The sequence below is a fragment of the Burkholderia pyrrocinia genome, assembly GCF_018417535.1.
GTDB classification, from domain to species: Bacteria; Pseudomonadota; Gammaproteobacteria; order Burkholderiales; family Burkholderiaceae; genus Burkholderia; species Burkholderia pyrrocinia_E.
The window spans coordinates 109,514-125,554 of the sequence record NZ_CP070979.1; the positions used below are offsets into that span (position 1 = coordinate 109,514).

A 16,041-nucleotide genomic window follows, 5' to 3' on the forward strand; every position below is an offset into this window, starting at 1 on the left:
AGGCGGAGAAAGCGGATGCAATCGATAGTCGGGGCGCATTGTTCACCGGGTATCCCTGGATGGCTGTGCCGTGCCGACGGCGAGCAACGTGCCATCGATGGCGAGCGGGATACGGGAAAGATTGGACCGTGCCGGCACTGGCACGCCGTGCTCGAGATGGCGCGGTGGGTCTCTCAGGACGGTCGAATCTTCTCGCAAAGCCGCGACCCAGGCAATCAGGCAAAGCTGATCGGCTTGTAGTCAAATCCTTACAATCCGGTCGCGAACCACGTTGGGCAACGCGTCGCGTCCCGAGCGCGGGCGTATGCATGTGCATCGGGGCTCGCCGGCCATGCTCCCGAATCGTCCTGACCTTGTCTGACAGTGGCTGTACCGACGATCGACTAGTCTTGTGACTGAAAGCAACGTAGTGTGAGGATGTCACGATGACGTGGATTACCTGGGCCGTGCCGACGGCCTTGGTCGTGGCCGGGATGATGGCGGCCGGTTTGGTCGGCTACCTGCTTACGGGCAGAAGGGCGTCTGATCCGGGCACGGTATCGCGGGAAGAGCTGAACGCCGAAGCGCCCGATGCGGGCGCTTCGCCTCACCCAAGCGGCTTCGATCGCGCGTGTCTTGCGGATGCGGGCCCGAAACACGCAACCCCCGACCATGCAAGCGAACATTGGATGGATCTGGCGTCGTCCAATGAAGCAGACGTCGAAAGCATCTGCATCGTCGACATCCACGAGTCTGGCGCCTTCGACATCGTGCATCCGTCGCCAGCCGATGATGGATCGAACGATTCGCGCGCACCGCATCTGGTGCGCGGTCTTCTTGGCGCGTTGCTGGTACCTGCATTCGTTCAACGGCTGGTGGCCGGACGATACGCGAGTGCAGCGGCACACAGGTCGGGAAACTGGTACGGAATGGTGGAAACCGCGTCCGGTCCGCACTGTATCCGGGCGGCATGGTCGTCTTTGCCCGTTACCCAGTCGGCCGCAGCCAGAGTGATCATGGCCCTGCGGGATACCACGGAAGCGATGCGTGTTCATCAGTTTGGCCGCGATCGCGAGCGCGATCTCCGCACCCTGGTCGAGAATTGTCCGGATCCGATCGTCCGTTACGATCGACAAGGAAAGCGCATTTTCACGAATCCCGCCCATGCGCGCGTAACCGGCATCCCGTTGATGGCCGGCCTCGGCAAAACGCCACGCGAGCTCGGCGTATTCGACGAGCCGTCGGCAGACGCGTACGAACAAGTGCTTCACCGCGTGCTGCGCACGGGGCAGGCCGAAGACACCGTCGTGCAGGTCGGTGCACATGCGTTTTCCGTTCGGATCGTCCCTGAGCGGGACGCGAACGGCAGTACGGCGACTGCGCTTGCGATCGCCAGCGAAATTGCCGACCCGGAGCGCACGCAACAGCGGCTGAGCCGGCTGGAACAGCGCTATCGCATGATGATCGACCATTCGTCGGACGCCATCGCGCGTCACGATGCCAGTTTCGACTGCGTGTACGCGAATCCCGTGTTGCTGCGCCGCTTCGGTCATGCAATGGCGGCCCGGCGAGACGGAATGGTATGGCACGACGCATTCGTCGATCCGACGGTCATTCTCGACGGCATCGCCCGGGCGTTCGGGCAGGACGCGCGCGTCGAAATCGACGCGATGTATCGAACCGTCGAAGGAAGTGTGCGGCGCGCACTCGTCAAGTTCGAACCCGATTGCGATGCCGGTGGAAAGACGACTCACGTACTGGTCATCGTGCGGGAATCAGCTGATGCCGGCGAATCTCACGGCCCGGCGCGTCAGTCGCCGGCTTTTGACCCGATGGCGAACGACGAGGGCGGTTCTTCGTTCGATGCGCGGATCGGGCAAGCTATCGATGTAGCGCGTCGTGAGGGTTCTGGCGTCGGCCTCGTGCTGCTTTCGGTCGAGCCGTTCGCCGAAGCGCATGCGTCGTCGGACAAGATAGCGCGCGACAGGCTTCGACGCGCCATCCTGGCGCATCTCGGCACGCTCGTCGCGCCCGACTGCACAGCCGAGCATCTCGGTGGCGACACATTCGCGATCCTGATTCACGACATGCATTCGCGGAGCGATGTCTATGCGCTGGCTTCGCACGTACAGGACGAGCTATGCGCGCCGCTGCATGTCGACGGAACCGTGATTGACCTGTCGACAAGCGCCGGATTTGCCAGCTATCCGTGGGATGCGGACCGCGTGTCGGGTCTGTTCGCATCTGCACATGCGGCGCTATGCGCGGCGATTCGCCGCGATACCGACGCGCGGCGTACCAGCAACGAATGGGGTAACGCGCAAGGCGACCGCCGATACGCATTGGCCCGCGAACTGCGCGGCGCACGCGAGCGCGGCGAATTCGAGCTGTACTACCAGCCCGTCGTAATGCTCGCCACCGAGCAGACGGTGGGCGCGGAGGCGCTGCTGCGCTGGAATCATCCGGAGTTCGGCATGGTCATGCCGGACGAATTCATCGCGATCGCGGAGCGGCAGGGGCATCTCGACATGCTCGGCGACTGGATTCTGGAGACAGCCTGTTCTGCGGTGGCCGAATGGAACCGCGCCCGCGAGAGCTCGCTGCGCATGTCCGTGAATCTGTCGTGCCGGCAGTTCTCTGCGCGGGATCTGGCGGCTTCGGTCGAGCGCGTGCTTGCCTCGACTGGCTGCAGGGCAGAGTGGTTGATGCTCGAAATGACGGAAAGCACGCTGCTCGACGATGTCGCGCAGGTACATGCGACGCTTGCCCGATTGCGCGCCCTCGGCGTTGCGATCGCGATCGACGACTTCGGAACGGGCTACTCCGCGATGAACTACCTGCATCGATTTTCGGTCGACGTCGTGAAGATCGATCGCTCGTTCGTCCGCGACTTTCAGACTGAGCGGCCGCTATTGTCGATGGTGAGGGCCATTGCGACGCTGGCTGACGCGCTCGGGTTGAGCGTCGTCGTGGAGGGCGTCGAGACGGCCCGGCAGGCGGATCGCCTGATTGAAATCGGCTGCCGGACCGCGCAGGGCTATCTGTTCGGCAGACCCATGAGCAAAAGCCGGTTCGAAGCCTATCTCGAGCGCCGGCAGGTTGTTAGCCGATTCCGCTGATAGGTGCGCCGCGCTCCTGGATCGGGATCACCGCCGCGAAATCGCGGCGAAAGAAGCAATTGATAGGTGCGCCGTGCGGACAGGCGCCAATCGGGGAGAATCAGAAAGTGACCTACTGTATCGCGATGCGGGTGAACGAGGGCATGGTCTTTCTGTCGGACACGCGAACCAATGCGGGCGTCGACCAGATCAGCACCCACCGGAAAATGACGGTCTTCGAACAGCCCGGCGAACGCATGCTCGTGTTGCTTTGCGCCGGCAATCTGGCCATCACACAGGCGGTGACCCATTTGTTGACCGAACTCGCGCCCGCCGACGGCGCGACGTTATGGAACGCGGCGAACATGGTCGAAGCCGCCCGCACGGTCGGTCTGGCGGTCCGCGAAGTTCACCGGACGTATGCGAAATCGCTGCAGGATTTCAACGTCGATTTCAATTGCAGCTTCATTCTCGGCGGGCAGATTCAGGGGCAGCCGATGCGCCTGTTCCAGATCTATGCCGCCGGCAATTTCATCGAGGCATCGTCCGTCAACCCATACCTGCAGATCGGCGAATCGAAGTACGGCAAACCGATCGTTGACCGTGTACTGCGCGCGCATACGTCGCTCGACGAGGCGGCAAAGTGCGCACTGATTTCGATGGACTCGACATTGCGATCGAACATATCGGTCGGGCTTCCGCTCGACCTGCTCGTCTACGAGAAGGACAGTCTGTGCCTGACCCGTTTCGCCGCGCTCGATCAGGACAGCGAGTATTACCGGATGCTTCACGCCACGTGGGGTGCCCGGCTGCGCCAGATTTTCAGCGAGATACCGGATCCGCAATGGACCGCACCCGACACGAGCCACCGGGCCACCGAAGCAGGCACAGGGCACCCACAACGCGCGCGACCGGGCTTCGTCCAGCACGCCGACGAGCGGGCGACGCCGACGCAGGTACTCGCCTACGCATTGGCATCCGGAGCACCCGAGTAACGAAGACGCCCTATATCGGGTTCGATACTCGGGCGCGGAATTTTGCGCGTCCGCAGTACTGCGATGCAATGTCAGGGAATGTCAGGACACGGATGTCGGCGATTTTTCCGGTCAACGCTGCCAGTCACGCATTCGTTATCCAGTACCGAGTAATCGGATCGAATGAATTTGCGATTCTTATCAGATAAACGAGATGAAAAAAATCGTTGCTGCCGCAACCCTGGTTAGCCTTTTTTCGATCGGCGCGTTTGCGCGGACGCCGGCATTCTGTCAGGTACGAGGGGGCCGGCCGGTCGCGGAATCGGCGAAGGCCGGTCATGCGGTTCGCCATCACCACCAGCGGCATCTGAAGCATCGCAACCATCACGAGCTCGAACCCCGCATCGTGACGTATACGCCGAATGTGACGTGAGTCGCGATCGAGCGGCCGAGGAGGCCGCGTCGAAAACGGGTGACCTCATGCCATGCGTTGGCGTCGCCCAAAACCAGGAGAGAGGAAGATGAAGCAACTCGCGAAATATCTCGTGGCAGCTGGTCTTGCGGCCAGCCTGTCGACCGTGGCGCTTGCCGCTGGCATCGATGTGAATATCGGAGCGCCGGCGCTCGTTACGCCCGCGCCGGTGGTCGTTACGTCCGCGACCGGTTGGCATGGTGATCGCTATTGGGACGGTCACCGGTACTGGGAGCGCACCGAATGGGAGCGGCACGAACATCGCGGCGATGGGCGCCACCATGGCGAACGCGGGCACTGCCCGCCCGGTCTCGCGAAGAAGGGGGCTTGCTGACGATGTCTCGATGTGGCGGTAGCTCAGTTAGTGTATGAAGCGGCTTTCGAACTGCTTTGGACCGAGCACCGCGAACACCTGTATCGATGCTGCGAGCGTTCCGTACTTGCTGCCGCCACATCCCGAAGCCAACCCATGGCAATGGACTGCTTCGGCGTTAATCCATGCAAGGTTCGCGAGAGCCTTCAAATAGTGAATTGCTTGCGAAGGTCAGGGCGCGCAATCAGGCCAACGCGGCGCTCGAGTTGATGCGTAACGATCCCGGGGCGATCCGCGGCGGACTGCGGATTCAACCAGTCGATGCAACGGCTTGATGGAATCGTTCAGCCGGGGTATCGAAGTTTGGTGTGTTTCGCGGGCGTTCGTTGAGCCGCCCAGCGATGGCGTTGAGCTTGGCTTGCGAATAGGCGGAGAGATTGGTTCCTTTCGGGAGGTACTGTCGCAAGAGCCCGTTCGTGTTTTCGTTCGTGCCACGCATTGCCGGTCGGCACGGCGTGTCACAATTGCGCCACTTCCAATCCCGACTGCTCTCCATGCTCTGTCCTGCACTGCGGCTCGCGGCCCTGCTTCTGTCCTGGATGACAGCTGCCACGGCGCTGGCTGACCCTCAGTACTTCCACAAGACCTTTGCGGGTCGCATCGGCAGTCGCTATGCGTTCACGATGGATATCAAGAATGTCGACGGAAGACTGACGGGAAGCTATCGCTACGCCGGCAAGCGCAATGATATCTACCTCGGCGGCAAGATCGACCCATCAGGTACCTTTACGATGGACGAGATCGAGGGCACGGGCAAACACACCGGCACCTTCATCGGCAAGGTGGCCGGCAACACGCTCGATGGCACTTGGGTATCGGCCTTTGGCGACCAGCGCTTGCCTGTTGACGCGCATCAGACCTCGGAAATTATCATCGGCTCGAAGCGAACGATTCTCACGCAGGCGATCGGCACTTATGCGCTCGATAGCATCAGCGGCACCGGGGGCGCCAACGGCATGTGGGAATCGTGGCGGGAAAAAGGCCGGTGGAAATCGAATGTCTCGTCCATCGAGATGGGGCACCGCGAGTTCTCGGACGTGAGTCTGACACGTGAGGACCGGCACCGGCTCGACAGCATGACGGTTACAGTGGATCCCTCGCTCACCACGCGCCTGGGCGTCGATGGCAAGGTGCTGCTGTCAATCCCGTACCGTGACGCGGGCATGCAGTACGAGATCCGCCAGTCCCACGACAGCGTAGTGGAGGATGACCTGAAGACGCTATCGCCCGCCACTACCGTTCGTGACGAGCATCTGTACCTGCTCGCCCGTGATGCAATCGATTTCGTGCCGGAGATGTCGGGCAACTATCTGCCCAACGACGGCGTGGATATCGTGACGGTCACCTACGCCGTCGTCGACAAGACCTTCGAAGTCTACCTGCGGGACGGCAACTGTTGCGGCGGCACCGTGTTCAGCTTCAGGCGCAAGACCCGCTGATCCAACGTTGATTACCTCCGACGCGGCACGGTGCCGAAGATCGTGGAATCGGACTTCAGGATGGCGGGCTTTGGTGCGCGCCTTGTTCCATTCGTCCGTCAATTTCCACGACGGGATGGTGAACGTCACGCGGCACGCGATCACGGTGATTCGAGGGTGGATCGGAATGAGTGGGCGGCGCCCGTTTTTCGTGCGGCCAGGCGAGAACCCGCCCGTGGTCGGGACGGCGCGCAAAATCTCGCCCATGCGCATGCCCGAATAGTATGCAGTGCAGATTGCGGCCGGGCTTGTTGGTTCGTGGACTGTTCGCGATTTCCAGCAACGTCGCGCACGATCTGTGGCTTGATTTCGCTGATATATCCGCACGAAAAAAAAGCGCGCCGTACGAGGAGCACGGCGCGCGAAATAAGCTGGATGAGAGACCAGCCTACAGGCGTGACCGACCGAGGGGGTCGGTCGCCGTCGATAATAAGCGCGCGCCGCATGAAACATTGTCAGGGTTTGTCAGGGGTAATTCCCCCGGTTCCCACAGGGTTCGGAAGTAGAAACTAAGCGGCCATGGTCAATCGCTGTTTTGGCGTAAATCCGCCCAAGGCCATGTTCGGGCGGTCGTGATTGTAAGTCCACATCCCGTCGGTCGCGAAACGCTGCACGTGGTCCAGGTCCTCTCAGCGGTACTGCGACAGCCATTCTTGGTTGAAAGCGCGCTCCGAGGCGTAAGCAGAGACGACGCAGCGAGTTTGCTTGGCCCTTTTCTCCGGCGTTGTTCGTTTGGACACGCCGGATTTTTGTTCGGTCGAAACGGAACCGAATATCACGCGCCGCTGCCGAGGCGCAGCCGACCCAGCAGTGCGTTTGCTTCGGTGGCCGACGAAGCTTCGTTTTCGGCGTTGAGCCGCAGCAAAAGTACGGCGACGTTGAGCAGGGCGCCGTAATGGCGTTGATCGAGCGTTCCCCAGATTTCGGACAAGACTTCAGTCATTCTCGACAGCAGATCGCCGATCGTTAGCCGGGCACCGTATTCGCTGTTGAGAACGTGCAAGACTGCGATGATTTCCTTGGGTTCCATGAAATTTTATCGTTGCTTTACGCGGAGGCCCGATGCTTGCCGGCCTGGCAAGCCTGGCCGGGTTCGGTACACGGCTCGTAGAGATTGACGAATACGAAGTTGTTCATCGGATACGAAATCCCCTCTGCGTCTGTCAGGATCCAGTCGCCGGTGCTTACGCTGCGCCATCCGTCCGGTGTCATGATGCCCTGGCCGGTTTCGCCGGACTCGACCGCAGGATGATCCCCGGCGGCGAACCATTGAATCGCGTCGACCAGGAAGTTTCGCTTCTGGTACAGCATGGCCGGTCCTCCTATCGAATGAAATGTCGGGTGCGTAGTGCGCACACAGACTAGGGCAACGCCGAACGGCTTAGTGTCAGAGATGGTCAGGCCACGCGGTCGCTGCGTTGATTGCGCAAGATGGCGTGATAGCCTCGCCGTGAACGACTTGAATTCCTTGCGGATTCAACCCGCGCTTGCGACCTTGGTCATTCCTGCACGGCGAAAGCTTCCGCATGCCCGGCCGAGACTGAGCCATTTCGAAAAATATAGTGAACATCATGCCTGGGAAACGTGTTCGACCGCATTGGTGGGGCGGTCAGATGCCGGCGCGAGCCGGGTCGTTCTGGCTGGACAGCCGTCAACGCGCGTGGCTACAGCAGTTGCGCGAAATATGGGACGACGACGTGGTGATCCAGATCTACGGCGGCGCGGTGCGGTTGCGAGGCGGCGACGTGGACCGGTGGTTTGCCAGCAAGGCCGAACTGCGATTGGAAACACTGCGTCGCCAGCGCAAAAGTCATTCGGCAACGTATTGAGAACGGATTGCAATCCGCAACGGAATCTGAATTTGCTATCCGGCGTGGCAGCAACACTCACGGCCGCGCCTTCGTGCCCAGGTTATTCCGGGGATGGTGCTGACATGTTCTGACGTTCGAGCGAACGGGTCTTGGATACGATCCGGGACGCGATACTTTGAATCGATGCCGCAACCGGTATCAGCAAGCGTCGATCGGGGAGTACCCGGTACTCGAACAAAATCCTCAGCACGGCAACCATGCGCCCATTCGACTATTTCATCAATCTGACTTTAAGTGCCATTCTGATCGTCGGCGCATATCAATTCTACTTTTGGTGCCAACGCAACCCGCTGCGTCCTGTCCGGAGCTTCCAGTGGAAAATCGACGAAGCGATTCCATACGTTCCGCATTGGGCCTGGATCTACAGCTTTCTCTACTATCCTGCGATTCTGTACCTGAATCTGCTGGTACCCAACACGGCGGCGTTCACGCACATCGCGTTCAGCTTCATCGTGCTGCTGCTGATGCAGATGGGCTTCTTCGTATTTTTCCCGGTCGAGACGCCCCCGCACTGGCGAGCGCTGACCGACGGCTCGAGCGCCAGCGAAAGATTCCTGCTGTATGTCAGAAAATTCGACGCCGCGTCGAATTGTTTTCCCAGTATGCATACGTCTGTCGCGATGCTCACCGCGATGCATGCGCTTCCGACCGTCGGTCCGATCGCGTTCCTGTTTCCGGTCCTGATCGGACTGAGCTGCTTGTTTACCAAACAACACTACCTGCTCGACCTGCCGTCCGGCGCACTTTTGGGCTGGCTCGCGTTCAAAGTGTTCGTCTGGTTGTGACGACGTCCGCTCGTGCGGATCCGAACCTCATCGGTCTCCGGTCTCGCGTTTGTCGACGACGATTCCCCCGCACGACGGATTTCGATCGTTGACCGGTACGCCTGGAAATCCGATATTGCATTGCATCGGGAGAGGCGCCGGCGTGCATGTGAAACAGCTCGTGCGCGTATCGCAACAAGCAGGCGGTTCATCTGGATCCAGGCATTTCTTCCCGATATGTCGCCGTCAGTCGTGTCGCAACGATTTCGGGATACGGTACACGGTACCGCTGTAGTTGAGCGTGAAGGTCGTGCGCTTCGGCGCGTATCTTTAGCTACGCAATCGTCGTTCACCTGCTTGTTAACGGTATCGATCATCGTTGTGGCGATGCGCAGTGTCGCATAAGCCGATGCATTCGGTGCACCGACTGCGATCGTGCGGGCCTATTCGAGAAACTGCCTGTCAAGGTCAGGGAACGTCAGGCCGACGCAACGGGGCGGGAAAGTCGCGCGACACATATTCCAGTCGTGGCAGAATCCCGGCTCGCGGTTTGCGCTTGTCTTCGACGTCCGCGCGGCCATTCCGAATCGAACCGTTTTTCCGGTATATCACGCCCGCCGATACAGCATCTCCCGCGCGGCAGAAGCCGGATTGGTACGTCTCCATGCAATCTCTGAAGAAGCTCCTCGGTCTGCTGTCCATGCTGCTCGTCGCTGGATTTCTTGTGCCCGAGCATCCTCGTATTCCGGTCCAGGGTGCTTCGTCACGGGACTGGAATCCGCATTCATTCTGGGCCGAGCCCTGGGGCAAATCCGGTGTGCACAAGGGAATCGATATATTCGCTCGCAAAGGCACGCCCGTACGCGCTTCGGTGCCCGGTGTGGTCCTGTACCGTGGGCAATTCGGGATAGGGGGCAACGTCATCGCGATTCTCGGCCCGAAATGGCGAATTCATTACTATGCGCACCTCGAGGAATCGCACGCGGGAATGCTGGTCGCGAAAGGGCAGGCCATTGGCGCCGTGGGTACGACAGGCGATGCATTGGGGAAACCTCCCCATCTGCACTACTCGGTCATTTCCCTGATTCCGTTGCCCTGGCGTATGACGGGCGGGCCCCAAGGCTGGAAGAAGATGTTCTTTCTCGATCCGGGAGACTTGCTGGAGCCCGCGGGCAAGACCTAAGGCGACACGAAACACCTGCCGATGCCCGACTCCGGGCCGAAATGATTTTCGACATTCGGCGGTTGCAAGGCGGCTGGGACGGCCCCGGAAATTTTCATCGACGCATTCTTTCCATGGCTGGGTGATGCACTGGGTCATCGCCCGGCGATCGTTTACGGATTTATCCGAAGCGATATCCTGCCGGATTCCGCGTACTCCGCAATCACGAGACGATAGACGAAGGCATCTCCGCATATCCGAAGCAGCCTGCATGAACAGAGGCGAACATGAGTCCGTCGCGCCCTTTTTCATGCAGGCTCACTACGCGTCAGCGAGTCCCGAGAGATCGCTCCACGCCCAGGCAGTTGGTAGCGGCGCAGGCGGCGTCAACGGGCGGCGTCGTCATTCAGCACCGCGAACAATGCGTCGTACTCGGTGGGCGAAATCAGCAGGCGCTCGACCATGACCTTGGATGTTGACTTGCGCTTTCCCTTCGAGCTCCAGCGATTGTTCATTTCCACGACGGAGAGAACGCGCATTTCAGGATCGTCGGGTTCGGCAAGCAGTTCGATCTCGAGGCTCTTCCATTCCGATTCGGAGCGGTGGTCAGCCTCGTCGACACGGGCAAGCTGCTTGAGCGCGGAGAAATCGCCGCGCTCAAGTGCCGCACGCAGCGCGTCGGATGCGATACGAGGGTCCGCGCGTTCTGTCTTGAGCGTGGTCTCTGCCCACTTCTGCGTCAATTCGGAGAAGGGGCGTGACCCGCTGGAGAGCCGCGCGGCGACAAGCGCGAGGCCGACGATCGCGATCGCTTCCAGTGCCCAAATCAGAGATATTTCATTGGTCGACGCCTCGGCCTTTTGCGCACCAAGCCAGCGGCTGACGGAGAGGTGATAGTGCTCGACCAGCCATCCCAGAAAATTCCGCCATCCTTCGAGACCCGATGTGGCAAGTTGCCCGGCGATCGTGACACCGCTATCGAGTTCCAACATCACCCAAATGAGCCAATGCAGCCATAAGGCGAACGACGCAAGTGCCAGCGCCGCCAGCAAATTGAAGGATCTGGACCGTGAGCGGCCCGATTCTGCTGTCATAACGGCAAGCGTGCCGACTGCCATACCAAAGAAAACAGTGGCAATGAACGAGACGTAAACAAACGGATTGTAGCGAATCACGACGGCGTATATCGCTGCGAGCAAGGCCGCCCCGAAGCCACCAAACAGAAATACGCGCAGAGGAGCCTCGGAGCCGACTCGTCCAGAGAAAACATAATAGCGGGGAATCATCTTCGTCCTGTAATCAAATCGACTGAATGGTGGCCGCACCGACTTCGCGCATCCTGCTCGACAAAGGGCGGATATACCAGGATGCGTGGGCCGAGCGCATCACGGTTCGTCAACCGTTGTGGTCGGGCGGTACGGCCGATGAATTCGGGAAAGGGGCAGGAGGCAAAGGCGGCAGTCGGTCCTCGCTGCGATCATGCATTCGGGTACGGCGAGTTGACGGCGTCGTGACGCACTTCCCGGGTGAGTCACAGGGCGTCGGATCCGTAACCCGGCATACGGTGGCCGCAGGAGGCGTTTCCGTCGAGCAGTTTTCTGGATGCAACTGTCAGAAATATAATTGCCGACGAGATCAAAAATAATATCGGAATTTGAATGTAAATGGCGAACCCTAAATCCTCAATGAATAGCGGGTTGTTGACGCCGGAGCTGCCGGAATTTCTGTAGCATTCGAGAAGCTCCGAAAAAATGTGATAGAGAAAAATTATGGGAAACGAGATGCCAATCGCTAGCGTCCCCCAATGGATGGCTGAGATGAACCATTTCATTCGGAATGCTCCATCGCGAGTACGTCTCGCGCGTCAGGTTCTATCGGATCCATGCGAGATTATCTATTCAACGTGCCCCGTGAATTGTCAGGCGTTGTCAGGGTGATGCGATGCTCCCGGGGCCATCGCACGAAACGTCAGGACTGTTAAGCGCAGCCGGTGCGTCTCACGGAGGCCTTTACCAGCCAAGGAGTTGAGCGCGATTGCCGTGGCTGTTTTACACGCTATGTGCGTGAGCAGCGGCTGTCGCGGGTGATGTTGATTAGCCGGTCCTATTGTCTCGCCCGAGCACGGCTCGCTTTCGGCTGAACGGGTGCCACTGCCATCTACGGCGCGTTTCCGCGATCGTTTCACGTTCATGACGTGTATTTGAGCCTGAGAGAAGTGCCCGCTACGCTGTGTACTACTACGTCCGGCTCTCGCTCGATCCCGAAGCGACGCCGATCTCGTTACGGCCGATCGGGTATTTGTCGAATCGGCTTTCAGCATTTCTCCGACGCGGTGCTGCAGGTGAGCAGGTCCCGCCGGCGCGTTTCCGATAACGCTACAGCCTGCAACGGTGCAGGCGACAGACCTGACATTCTCTGACACGCGGGATCGCTCACGCGATTTAGACTCGTCGTTCAATAAATCTCGTCGTCGGCTCACATGGCACGTGGCGGCAAATCCCGAACGGCAACCAGGCAATCCGCAGACTACCGCGCACATCTCCGTTGATCCAGCCGGGTCACTGCAAGGCAGCGATCTGCCGACGAAAATGGATTGCCGTTCGTACGGCAGTTCCAGGAAGCTGAATTTGACGCCCCATTCACCGATACAAACCTTGATCGATTCGATACTCCTGCTCGACCGTGTACGCAGGTATCGCCACGCGTCTCCGTGCATTGTCGCGGCGCTCGCGTTTTGCGTGGCGTTGCCGTGCCAATCCGCCTACATCGTCGTGGACACCGGGCATACGCCGCAGCATCCCGGAGCGACGTCGGCGACGAGCCGCACCGAATATTCGTACAACCTCGAGCTGAGCACCGCAATCGTCCGGGATCTGCAGGCCGGTGGCGACAAGGTGCTGCGCACCTCGGCCGACGGCAGGGAGATCGAACTGACAGCCCGTTCGAACGTTGCGCCGGAGGCCGATCTTTTCGTCTCGATTCACCACGACTCGATACAGCAGGAATGGATCGACGCGGGGCGCCGGCGGGAATTTCGCGGTTATTCGATCTTCGTGTCCGCGCGTAATCCGCAGTACCAACGGAGCCTGCGGTGCGCGGAGGCGATCGGTGAGCGGCTGAAGGAGGCGGGGGAGCAGCCATCTCTGTATCACGCGACGCCGATTCGCGGCGAGAATCGGCCGCTCATCGACGCGCGGCTCGGCATTCATCGCTTCGATGATCTTGTCGTGCTGAAAACCGCAACGATTCCGGCCGTGCTGGTCGAGGCTGGTGTTATCGCCAATCCGGACGAAGAAGTGCGTCTCGAGAATCGGGAGACGGTCGCCCGGATATCGAAAGCCATCGCAGACGGCATCGACGCGTGTCAGCCGAAGCAGTGAGTTGCTATATGTCACTCCATGCTCGGTTCTGAGCGCCCGAATAGAAAATTTCATGAAAAAAGCGGGGAAGCGATGACGCTATACCAGATCAAACCCAGATTTCAGGCGCTGCTCAGGCCCTTCGTGCACCTGCTTGCCGACGTGGGGGGCAGCGCGAATCAGGTGACCCTGACGGCGGCAGTCGGATCGATCGGCATCGGTGCGTTCACGGCCGCGTTCGGCCCGTTGATACATGCGGTGTTCCTGCTGATGCCCGTCTGGCTCTTCGTACGCATGGCGCTGAATGCCATCGACGGCATGCTCGCTCGAGAGCATGGCCAGCAGAGCACGTTCGGCGCATACCTGAACGAATTGGGCGACATCGTTTCCGATCTGGCGTTGCTGCTCCCGTTCGCTTGCGTGGCGTCATGCGGCAGTGGCGAAGTCGTCGCTTGCGCCGCGTTTGCGGTCATCAGCGAATGCGCGGGGTTGATCGGCCCGCTCGTCGGCGCGACTCGTCGCTACGACGGACCGTTCGGCAAGAGCGACCGCGCATTGGCGCTCGGCGCGCTCGCGCTATGGATTGGCGCCGGCCTGCCCACGAGCCGGCACGGTCACTTGCTGTGGGTGGTGTTCTCGATTGCGTCGATCGCAACGACCGTCAATCGTGTACGGCGCGGTGTGGCGGAAGCACGAGCGGCGGGCGCTTTGACAACCCAAATATAACGAGATATGCAACGCATTCCATTCGAGTCGCGGTTCAACACGCATGACGGTCAGGCGCTCTTCTATCGTCACTGGCCCGCGATCGACGCTCACCCGCAGGGTGCCGTGCTGCTGTTTCACCGCGGTCACGAGCATTCGGGACGCGTCTCGCACCTTGTCGACGAACTGAATCTGCCGGGCTTTGCATTCTTTGCGTGGGACGCACGCGGCCACGGGCGTTCGGATGGCGAGCGCGGCTATAGTCCGAATGTCGCGACGTCGGTGCGCGACATTCAGACATTCGTCGATCACATCGCCGCCAACCACGGCATTCCGGTCGACCGTATCGCGGTGATCGCGCAGAGTGTCGGTGCGGTGCTTGCAACCACATGGGTACACGATTACGCGCCGCCGATTCGCTGTCTCGTGGCGGCGTCTCCGGCGTTCAAGGTCAAGCTCTATGTGCCGTTTGCCCGTCAGGGCCTGAAATGGTTGCACAAGCTGCGGGGCAAGTTCTTCGTCGACAGCTATGTGAAGGCCAGGTTTCTGACGCGCGATCCGCAGCGCATCGAGAGCTACAACCGCGACCCGTTTATCACGCGACCGATCGCAGCCAACATGCTGCTCGATCTCCACGATACCGCCAAACGGATCGTGGCCGACGCGGCCGCCATCACCGTGCCGACGCAATTGCTGATCTCGGGCGCCGATTGGGTCGTGCACCGGGCGCCGCAGCACACGTTTTTTGAGCGTCTTGGCTCGACGACGAAAGAGCGGATCGTTCTCGACGACTTTTATCACGACACGCTGGGCGAGCGCGATCGCGCGGCTGCCGTGGCTGCCGTGCGGCGCTTTGTCGTCCGTGAATTTGTCGCGCCTTCTCCGTCGGCCTCGCTGGTACAAGCCGATCGGGTGGGGCCGTTCAAGGAGGAAGCCGACCGGTTGGCACGTCCGTTGCGGGTGGTCAGCGCCGCTCGCCTGTACTGGATGTTGACTCGGGCTGGCCTGAAGATCGGCGGAGTGTTTTCGAACGGTATCCGGCTTGGCCACGATACTGGCTTCGATTCCGGGTCGACGCTCGACTACGTGTATCGGAACGTCGCGGGGGGGCGTCTCGGCATCGGAAAACTGCTCGATCGTCGGTATCTGAACGCAATCGGCTGGCGCGGTATTCGGGCACGCAAACGTCACATCGAAGAGTTGATCGGCGACGCAAGCACCCGGTTGCGCGCGAACGGAACGGCGGTGCGCATCGTCGACATCGCGGCGGGCCATGGACGCTATGTGCTCGATGCGCTGGCCAGACTGCGTGAGCGAACCGCGCCGAACGGCGCGCAGGCGCCGATCGAAAGCATCTTGATGCGCGATTACAGCGACCTCAACGTGAAACTCGGAAGCCTTCTGATCAAGGCGAAGGGGCTCTCCGACATCGCCCGGTTCGAGGCGGGCGACGCATTCGACGCCGAAAGCCTCGCGGATCTTCGTCCGTTTTCGACGCTGGCGATTGTTTCGGGCCTATACGAGCTCTTCGGGGACAACGCGATGGTTGAGCGGTCGCTCGCGGGACTGGCGCAGGCCGTGCCTGAAAACGGTTACCTCATCTATACCGGCCAGCCGTGGCATCCGCAGCTCGAGTTCATCGCGCGCGCGCTGACCAGCCATCGCGCCGGCGCGGCGTGGGTCATGCGGCGGCGCTCGCAGGCCGAGCTGGACGAACTCGTCCGCCGTGCCGGGTTCGAGAAGGTCGCGCAGCGAATCGATCCCTGGGGGATCTTTACGGTCAGCATGGCACGCCGGGTCCACTGA

At 60.6% G+C, this 16,041-nt stretch carries 15 protein-coding genes and 2 pseudogenes; 10 read left to right on the top strand and 7 right to left on the bottom strand.

The window, feature by feature from the left end; all coding sequences use genetic code 11:
• The first annotated feature begins 425 nt into the window (after positions 1-425).
• Both JYG32_RS33415 and JYG32_RS33420 read left to right on the top strand, forming a co-directional pair.
• Positions 426-3,098, top strand: coding sequence for a putative bifunctional diguanylate cyclase/phosphodiesterase (locus tag JYG32_RS33415; protein ID WP_213267955.1), 2,673 nt, complete (start codon positions 426-428; stop codon positions 3,096-3,098).
• 107 nt (positions 3,099-3,205) lie between these two features.
• On the top strand, positions 3,206-4,072 hold the full coding sequence (locus JYG32_RS33420) for a proteasome-type protease (RefSeq protein ID WP_174379014.1): 867 nt from the start codon (positions 3,206-3,208) through the stop codon (positions 4,070-4,072).
• 124 nt (positions 4,073-4,196) lie between these two features.
• Here the strand turns inward: JYG32_RS33420 and JYG32_RS33425 are convergent, their stop codons facing one another.
• Positions 4,197-4,436 carry a hypothetical protein gene (locus JYG32_RS33425; protein ID WP_213267956.1) on the bottom strand — a complete coding sequence of 80 codons (240 nt, stop codon included), beginning with the start codon at positions 4,434-4,436 and terminating at the stop codon, positions 4,197-4,199.
• A 136-nt stretch (positions 4,437-4,572) separates the two neighbouring features.
• Between JYG32_RS33425 and JYG32_RS33430 the strand changes: the two genes are divergently transcribed.
• Positions 4,573-4,857: a hypothetical protein gene (locus JYG32_RS33430; protein WP_213267957.1), complete on the top strand. Its 285-nt coding sequence runs from the start codon at positions 4,573-4,575 to the stop codon at positions 4,855-4,857.
• A gap of 289 nt (positions 4,858-5,146) precedes the next feature.
• Here the strand turns inward: JYG32_RS33430 and JYG32_RS33435 are convergent.
• Positions 5,147-5,359, bottom strand: a pseudogene (locus tag JYG32_RS33435) (transposase); the annotation flags it as partial.
• Here JYG32_RS33435 and JYG32_RS33440 point away from each other — a divergent pair.
• Entirely contained in the window at positions 5,313-6,335 is a 1,023-nt protein-coding gene (locus tag JYG32_RS33440) for a hypothetical protein (RefSeq protein WP_249744949.1), read from the top strand. The pseudogene JYG32_RS33435 and the gene JYG32_RS33440 sit on opposite strands and share 47 nt — an antisense overlap.
• Before the next feature lie 548 nt (positions 6,336-6,883).
• On the opposite strand, the pseudogene JYG32_RS33445 reads toward JYG32_RS33440, so the two are convergent.
• The 3 genes and pseudogenes from JYG32_RS33445 to JYG32_RS33455 form a co-directional block, all read right to left on the bottom strand.
• Positions 6,884-7,042 (bottom strand): annotated as a pseudogene (locus JYG32_RS33445) (integrase core domain-containing protein); the annotation flags it as partial.
• A 107-nt stretch (positions 7,043-7,149) separates the two neighbouring features.
• The gene (locus tag JYG32_RS33450; protein ID WP_174379012.1) at positions 7,150-7,404 is read right to left on the bottom strand and encodes a hypothetical protein; all 255 of its coding nucleotides are present in this window, start codon (positions 7,402-7,404) and stop codon (positions 7,150-7,152) included.
• Positions 7,405-7,421: 17 nt separating this feature from the next.
• Positions 7,422-7,685 (bottom strand): hypothetical protein, encoded by a 264-nt coding sequence (locus JYG32_RS33455; protein WP_213267958.1) that lies wholly within the window; start codon positions 7,683-7,685, stop codon positions 7,422-7,424.
• Between the two features lie 251 nt (positions 7,686-7,936).
• Here JYG32_RS33455 and JYG32_RS33460 point away from each other — a divergent pair, with 251 nt between their 5' ends.
• The 3 genes from JYG32_RS33460 to JYG32_RS33470 all read left to right on the top strand — a co-directional run bounded on the left by JYG32_RS33460 (position 7,937) and on the right by JYG32_RS33470 (position 10,192).
• A complete protein-coding gene (locus JYG32_RS33460; RefSeq protein ID WP_174379010.1) occupies positions 7,937-8,203 on the top strand; it encodes a hypothetical protein in 267 nt (88 codons plus the stop codon).
• 239 nt (positions 8,204-8,442) lie between these two features.
• Complete coding sequence (locus tag JYG32_RS33465) at positions 8,443-9,030, top strand: phosphatase PAP2 family protein (RefSeq protein WP_174379009.1); 588 nt, start codon at positions 8,443-8,445, stop codon at positions 9,028-9,030.
• Positions 9,031-9,673: 643 nt separating this feature from the next.
• Positions 9,674-10,192: a M23 family metallopeptidase gene (locus JYG32_RS33470; RefSeq protein WP_174379008.1), complete on the top strand. Its 519-nt coding sequence runs from the start codon at positions 9,674-9,676 to the stop codon at positions 10,190-10,192.
• 365 nt (positions 10,193-10,557) lie between these two features.
• On the opposite strand, the gene JYG32_RS33475 is transcribed toward JYG32_RS33470, so the two are convergent.
• Positions 10,558-11,457, bottom strand: coding sequence for a hypothetical protein (locus JYG32_RS33475; protein WP_213267959.1), 900 nt, complete (start codon positions 11,455-11,457; stop codon positions 10,558-10,560).
• A 245-nt stretch (positions 11,458-11,702) separates the two neighbouring features.
• Complete coding sequence (locus tag JYG32_RS33480; protein ID WP_213267960.1) at positions 11,703-12,002, bottom strand: hypothetical protein; 300 nt, start codon at positions 12,000-12,002, stop codon at positions 11,703-11,705.
• Positions 12,003-12,885: 883 nt separating this feature from the next.
• Here JYG32_RS33480 and JYG32_RS33485 point away from each other — a divergent pair.
• The 3 genes from JYG32_RS33485 (at position 12,886) to JYG32_RS33495 (ending at position 16,041) form a co-directional block, all read left to right on the top strand.
• Positions 12,886-13,551, top strand: coding sequence for an N-acetylmuramoyl-L-alanine amidase family protein (locus tag JYG32_RS33485; RefSeq protein ID WP_249744986.1), 666 nt, complete (start codon positions 12,886-12,888; stop codon positions 13,549-13,551).
• 72 nt (positions 13,552-13,623) lie between these two features.
• Positions 13,624-14,256, top strand: a complete 633-nt coding sequence (locus tag JYG32_RS33490) for a CDP-alcohol phosphatidyltransferase family protein (protein ID WP_213267961.1) — start codon at positions 13,624-13,626, stop codon at positions 14,254-14,256.
• 6 nt (positions 14,257-14,262) lie between these two features.
• Positions 14,263-16,041 carry a bifunctional alpha/beta hydrolase/class I SAM-dependent methyltransferase gene (locus JYG32_RS33495; protein ID WP_213267962.1) on the top strand — a complete coding sequence of 593 codons (1,779 nt, stop codon included), beginning with the start codon at positions 14,263-14,265 and terminating at the stop codon, positions 16,039-16,041.